Source organism: Winogradskyella rapida (assembly GCF_042675845.1).
Taxonomy (GTDB): Bacteria; Bacteroidota; Bacteroidia; order Flavobacteriales; family Flavobacteriaceae; genus Winogradskyella; species Winogradskyella rapida.
The window spans coordinates 1-4,200 of sequence record NZ_JBHTKM010000055.1; the positions used below are offsets into that span (position 1 = coordinate 1).

Genomic DNA, 4,200 nt, shown 5'->3' on the forward strand with positions numbered 1-4,200 from the left:
GAACTTGCGTATCCATTTCGTCCACCTTGTTCGGTAGATAAAAATTCTAATTCAGCTATGAAGTCTATTTGTTTCACGATGGTTTGTTCAGCTTGCAGGTAACGTTTATGTATATGATTAGTGGCGTGTTTAAACACCTAATTTAGCAAATAAACACCAGATTGAAAATCCGCGAGGATTTTCGTAAGTAAGCTAAGACTAGCCATTAATTATATACTTTGTTGTACGTAGTTTTTTAATTTTCTTTACTTTCAATCGAAAAATCGTAATAGTCATAATCGAATTTCCCAATCCAACAGCTTAATGTTCCGCTTTTGAATTTCAATCCGCTTTTCTTTACGATTTCCATTTGCTTTTTAGTTTCATTATCAATTTCATAATCATCTTTTTTAACTCTTTGTAATGCGGAAAATGCATAAATTCTGGAAACGGGATTTATTCCAAAAATCAGCTTTTTAATAATCTCATATTCTTTATTTTCCAAAAGTGTTTTAAAAAATGTGTTTGCAAAATGAACAAAATCATCATCGACGTGATATGTGCCCATATTCCACTCAACTTGGTTCAGATTGTAATATGCGTTTAGAGCGTCAGTATTGTATTTGTCGTTATCGATTTCCAATGTGAAATTTGGATATTTTTTTTGATATTCAGAAAGGTTTTGATTGTAAAGCTTATAGTATTCCATATTCGCTCCACTACAAGTTAAAGGAATAGTAATTTCCTTAATATAGATATTCTCGAATACGTTTTCCTCAACTTCCGTGTCCAATCTTGAATAGATTATTAAGTCTTTGTAAGTGAGTATTTTTAGATTAAAGCTCGTATATCCTCCATAGAAATCGTGAGAAACTAATTTTAGTTCATCTAATAATTCTATTGTCTTACTTGATGCGTTTCCTTTTCCAGTTAAAAGTGAAGGATATACTGTCAAGTAATCGGTTACAGTTGGTTTCAAATCCACAATTGGATTTACCATTTCTTTGAAACGAGTTAAGTCAGTTTCTACCCATTCAGGATTTGGATTTGGATTTTTGTCTTTCGGTTTACAAGTATGACAATGTTCTAATTCCGTTTTATTTAATTCATAAACTGTTTGTCCGTAACACGAATAAAAAAGCAAAAATAATAATGTCGAAACTAAAGTTTTCATTGTTTGGTCAAATTACGTACAACGGGATTGTATATGAAAAGTAGCGGATTTTAGGCTCTAATTTTTCGGATTACAACTGACTTTTATTTTATTATTTATCTTTCGTTTAAGCACTAAAACCGCTATTTTTTATATACGTTGTTACCTGCTGGCTTTTTTTGTTAAGATTGTCATTCAGCGTTGGCAACGCCATAATCTTTTGCAATTTTTGGCTTGCGTGTCGGCTGTAGAGAATTGCAAATGTGTATGGCTTAAGCAGGGGGAAATAAAGCGCTTACTTTTTCAATAGTTACCACTTGATTTGATTCGATTACTTTTACAGTTGGTGGTAGTTCAAACTTAAATTCTTTTAAGTCAGCTACTAAATCATCGAATTCAGGATTTGTTGCAACGACAACATCGTCTAACCCAATTACATCTCCTGTCTTAATTTTTCTTTTTACGCTTTTTGCCTCTGTTTCGTTTAAAGTTATTAAGTAGCTTAAAGCTTTTCTATGAACATATTTTAGAGCGATTGATTCTAAATCTGCTTGTTTGTATCTTTCTCTTAAACTTGTTTTAACACTCCAACATATAGGACCACGTTCAGCGGAATAAAACATTAAGTCATAAACGACATTTGGAACAAAAGCAACTTTTGCACTCATATAAATTGGTAAAATATTTTCTCTAATACAAAGAGAAGCTAAAATGTATTCAAACATTTTACCATTTAAATTTGAATTACGTTCAGCATAAGCTTCATATTTATCCCAAAATAACTTTATATATTCAGAAGGTTTTTCATATTCTATTTCCATAAAATTATGAAAAAGTTCTTCAAAAATGTTTCCTGCTTTTGTGTCATTACCTATGACAATTCCTAATTCTTTAAGCATTGTTTAATTTTTCTATTATTTTTTCGGCAGTTGCTTGAATTGCTGGAACTGCAACTGAATTTCCGAATTGTTTGTATGCTTGTGCATCTGAAACTACTATTTTAAAACTGTCTGGAAAACCCTGTAATCTTGCCCATTCTCGAGGTGTCATTTTTCTAATTCCTTCTCGGTTTACTTCTCCCGAAATATTAGTTACAGGTTTGAAATTTGTTAACCTATCATCAAAAACTAAATTTCTTTCTCTTCCCATTCCACCACAAACAACAGCATTTGCAGTTCCATCATTTGGTATTATTTCATAGCCAAATCCGTTTCCTTTACTTTCGTGCCTTGCTTTATGTTTTCTTAATGTATCTATGTAAGTTGTTGAAAGATAGTATTTAACTGAAACTTCATTTTGCTCTAAAACATCTTCTAAAACAGTTTCCTTTTTGGTTGGTTTTGGATATGCAAAATTTGTAATACCAGTGTTTTTATGGAACCCAACAATAAAAATTCGCTCTCGATTTTGAGGAACACCAAATTCTTTTGCATTAATAATTTGAGGTTCTGGAACGTAATAGCCCAAATCCTCACGAAGTACATTTAAAATGGTTGCCAAAGTTTTTCCTTTGTCGTGATTTCTTAATCCTTTAACATTTTCGAGGAAAATTGCTTTTGGCTGTTTTTTCTTTATGATTTCTGCCACGTCAAAAAATAGCGTTCCTCTTGTGTCTTCAAATCCGCCACGTCTTCCTGCAATAGAAAACGCTTGACAAGGGAAACCTGCACAAAGCACATCAAAATTGTCTGGTATATAATTTTTCGTTTCAGGTTTTGTTATATCTCCAAAAGGAATTTCTCCAAAATTTGCTTTGTAAGTTTGTTTTGAATATTTGTCCCATTCACTTGTGAAAACGCACTTACCTTTAAGGTTCTGAAGTGCTAAACGGAATCCGCCAATTCCTGCAAAAAGGTCAATAAATTTAAATTTCGGTTTTTCTGGTGATGGAAAAGGAACAGATTTATTAAGGTCAAAAATCAAATATTGAAGTGCTTCTTCAGCTATTTTATTTGTGATTTTTTCTGTTGGATATTCTTTTTCAAGAATTTCTTTTACATAAGAAAGTGCATCTTTTTTGTAAAATTGGGAAACACCACTCTTATGGTTGTGTAAATAATGCGTAAAAGAAGCTGGTTTAGAATTATCTGGGTCAACTATTTTTATCTCAAATAGTTGACCTTCAATGTTTTCTATGTCGATTCTTTCTTTAATCATTATCTCTAATTTTAGCACACAAGGTAATAAAGTTTACTATTCAGATTAGTTGAATTTAATAATTTTTATTCACAATTTTATTCGGGTGGCGGTGGGGAAGGGCAAGCTCTTTTATTTTTTAAGTGTTGGCTTTAAGCATTGGGAAAAAATAAATGTGCTTGACCGTGAGGTGGTTTTTTTTAGCTTGCAGGTAACGTGTTTGTGTATGGTTAGTTGCGTGGTTAGGCAACTAAGTTAGCAAACATTTACGAACCCGTGAAAATTCCGCAGGAATTTTCGCAAGTAGGCAAGAACCAAGCAATTAATTATACACGGTGTTGTGTGTAGTTTTTTTTTATTACGTTTCATATTCCGTTTTATAAAATTCCAAGTACTTACTTGTAAAAAGGTCAATCTCTTTTCTTTCTTTTATTTTAAATCCTATGTATGTTATTAAAAAAGGAATTACAAAAAAGAAAACAGGAATAAGCCAATTTCCCTTAACCATTGAAATTATAGAAATCAAAATTCCGACTCCAATAGCGACTTTAGATGCAATGTTCATTGGATATTTATAGGCAAACTTCAATTCGAATTTATTTTCTTTATTCAAAATCCCAATCAACCTATGGTTATTGGTAAAACGAGTTGATGTTAACTCAAACCTTTCAGGACTAATACTTCCATCGTAAAATCCATTTAGAATGAGTTTGTTCAAAATCTTAAAAGCTTTCTCGTTTTTTGTAATAGTATGTTTCATCAGAGTCAGGAATCGGTTGCAATTATTAAATTTGGTTGTTCTCCAATTTCTGTTTTTCTATAATTTAGAAATGCACCACATTCCAAAATCGCATTGAATAAGTCAGGTGCATTTTCTTTTAAGAATTTACCATTCTCAATTTGCAATATAGTTGGCTTTTCAGTCAAATCGT

5 protein-coding genes are annotated in these 4,200 nt (G+C 31.7%); all 5 read right to left on the reverse strand.

What is annotated here, in order from left to right:
• Positions 1-235: 235 nt before the first annotated feature.
• Positions 236-1,153 carry a hypothetical protein gene (locus ACFQ13_RS07230; protein WP_386115693.1) on the reverse strand — a complete coding sequence of 306 codons (918 nt, stop codon included), beginning with the start codon at positions 1,151-1,153 and terminating at the stop codon, positions 236-238.
• A gap of 251 nt (positions 1,154-1,404) precedes the next feature.
• Positions 1,405-2,031, reverse strand: a complete 627-nt coding sequence (locus ACFQ13_RS07235; RefSeq protein WP_386115695.1) for a hypothetical protein — start codon at positions 2,029-2,031, stop codon at positions 1,405-1,407.
• Positions 2,024-3,289: a DNA cytosine methyltransferase gene (locus ACFQ13_RS07240; protein ID WP_386115696.1), complete on the reverse strand. Its 1,266-nt coding sequence runs from the start codon at positions 3,287-3,289 to the stop codon at positions 2,024-2,026. Before ACFQ13_RS07240 ends, ACFQ13_RS07235 begins: the two co-directional genes overlap by 8 nt.
• A 337-nt stretch (positions 3,290-3,626) precedes the next feature.
• Complete coding sequence (locus tag ACFQ13_RS07245) at positions 3,627-4,028, reverse strand: hypothetical protein (RefSeq protein WP_386115698.1); 402 nt, start codon at positions 4,026-4,028, stop codon at positions 3,627-3,629.
• A 5-nt stretch (positions 4,029-4,033) separates the two neighbouring features.
• Positions 4,034-4,200, reverse strand: a 167-nt coding sequence (locus ACFQ13_RS07250; protein WP_386115724.1) for a hypothetical protein, incomplete at its 5' end; no start/stop codon positions are given.

Excerpts from the sequence above, each read along its gene's own strand:
- ACFQ13_RS07230 (WP_386115693.1), bottom strand. The coding sequence starts at position 1,153 with ATGAAAACTTTAGTTTCGACATTATTATTTTTGCTTTTTTATTCGTGT.
- ACFQ13_RS07235 (WP_386115695.1), bottom strand. The coding sequence starts at position 2,031 with ATGCTTAAAGAATTAGGAATTGTCATAGGTAATGACACAAAAGCAGGA.
- ACFQ13_RS07240 (WP_386115696.1), bottom strand. The coding sequence starts at position 3,289 with ATGATTAAAGAAAGAATCGACATAGAAAACATTGAAGGTCAACTATTT.
- ACFQ13_RS07245 (WP_386115698.1), bottom strand. The coding sequence starts at position 4,028 with ATGAAACATACTATTACAAAAAACGAGAAAGCTTTTAAGATTTTGAAC.